Annotated in this window: 2 protein-coding genes; both read right to left on the bottom strand. The window is 50.6% G+C overall.

Annotated elements, in window-relative coordinates; all coding sequences use genetic code 11:
* Positions 1 to 226 precede the first annotated feature (226 nt).
* A complete protein-coding gene (locus WH5701_RS17040) occupies positions 227 to 1,264 on the bottom strand; it encodes a transporter (RefSeq protein WP_006173518.1) in 1,038 nt (345 codons plus the stop codon).
* 87 nt (positions 1,265 to 1,351) lie between these two features.
* Positions 1,352 to 1,840: phenylalanine--tRNA ligase subunit alpha (gene pheS, locus WH5701_RS15495; RefSeq protein ID WP_006173517.1), on the bottom strand; the 489-nt coding region annotated here is incomplete at its 5' end.

Here is a 1,840-nt window from a genome sequence, read left to right as displayed (position 1 = left end):
CTGTGTCGACTGAAGCAGCAGCCTGCTCAGCATTGGCAGTCGACGAAGGTTGATCTGAAGCACTTTTGGGCTGGCCACAAGCAACGGTTAAAACACCTAGGCCAAGAGCAAGAGCGCCAGTGATAGCTTTCTTTTGAAAAAACATGATTGAAGGTAATACTTGGATAAAATTAAAAAACAGAAGGTGAAAAACAATTCAATTCATTCACCTTCAAGACCAACCTTGCTATTTTTTAGCAACAGTAGGAATCAAGAATTGAATTTGTGTACGAATGGTCCAATCACCCATAATCTCTTCTCCACCAATTTCAGGCTTGATTGCATTGTAATAGGCGTGCAGGGAAGCATTGATGGGTTGCTTTCCTAACTTGAAAACACGCCCAATTCCTCCACCAACAGGGACGGTCCAGCCTTGGTCGTCATTCTCCCAATCCGCCGTAATGATTGGCGAGAATGAAAGATACCAGCCCTTCGGAAGGTTGTAATTAACGAACGGTTGAATCAACATTTTATTCACATCAGCGCGATCATCATCTCCAGCAAACGACCAGAGATTATTAATCAAGCCACCAACAACCCACGGTCCTTTGGTGTAGACACCAACCGCTGCAGGACCAGCAGACCACTTACCAGAACCCAGTGGCTTTTCTCCAGTTGGCGCACTCACAGTTGGTCCAAGTCCGAAGGTGAAATTACCTTTTAACGTTGGAACAAAGAACGCGGTTGGATTGATATCGCCAATCCCACCCTTTTGGTATTGGTCCCACTCCGCAACATAAGGTTCTCCCAATGGAGACATTCCAATCTCCCCAACTTCACCAAAAGGCAAACCCAGAAACGGAATAATGGTTCGCGTCACCATGGTCCAGTCGTCGCTCAACTTGAACGGATATACCGGCTGGATGTTCACCACATTGAGCGTGCGATTCGATTTCGCGTCTGGATCTAATGCGTTCGGAGCCCATTGAGTTCCGGGAGTTGCATTCCACTGAATGGGAATACTGATCATGCTCGCAATTGGATTTTGAGCAGCCTTCGCCAAGGCTTCTTGGCTGGGGCCGGCCAACTCAGCTGCAGCAACGCTGGGGTCAGGTTGTGCAACGTCCGAATCGTCTTGGGCCTGAGCCAGCAGAGCGTTGAACGTCAGTGGGCTGAGATCAAAATTCGATTCAGAAGCCGCAAAGGGCTCTTCAGCACGAACGCCGCTACAGGTAGCAGCGAGCAAAGAAGCGAGTGCGCTTCCAATCAAAAATCGTGCCGACATCTACTAATGAATGCTCAGCAAATTCTGATTAAGTCAACAGAAATTAAAAGGGACGGATCGAGCAGGATTCAGGGGAATCGAATTGCGTCAAAACTGCTCGAGGAAGCGCAGATCGCTTGTGTATAGCCGGCGAATGTCATCAATGCCGTGCCGCACCATGCAGAAGCGCTCAACCCCCAAACCAGCGGCAAAACCGCTGTACCGCTCTGGATCTAGCCCTAACCCTTCCAAAACGGCAGGATCGACCATGCCGCAACCCATCACCTCAAGCCAACGACCTCGCCACTGCACGTCCACCTCAGCCGAAGGCTCCGTGAACGGAAAGTAACTCGCCCGAAAACGCACTGGAAGATCGCCAAAAAAGGCTTTCAAAAAGGCCATCACAGTTCCCCTTAGGTGGCTGAAATCCAAGCCTTCATCGATCGCCAACACCTCCACTTGATGGAACACCGGTGAATGGGTGGCATCCACGGCATCACGGCGATAGACCCTCCCAGGCGCGACGATGCGAACCGGTGGGGGGTTCTGCTCCAGGTGGCGAATCTGCACCGGAGAGGTGTGGGTTCTCAGCAGAAG

It is taken from the genome of Synechococcus sp. WH 5701, assembly GCF_000153045.1.
GTDB lineage: Bacteria > Cyanobacteriota > Cyanobacteriia > PCC-6307 > Cyanobiaceae > Regnicoccus_A > Regnicoccus_A antarcticus.
This window is presented reverse-complemented; position numbering and strand designations above follow the sequence as displayed.

Excerpts from the sequence above, each read along its gene's own strand:
- WH5701_RS17040 (WP_006173518.1), bottom strand. The coding sequence starts at position 1,264 with ATGTCGGCACGATTTTTGATTGGAAGCGCACTCGCTTCTTTGCTCGCT.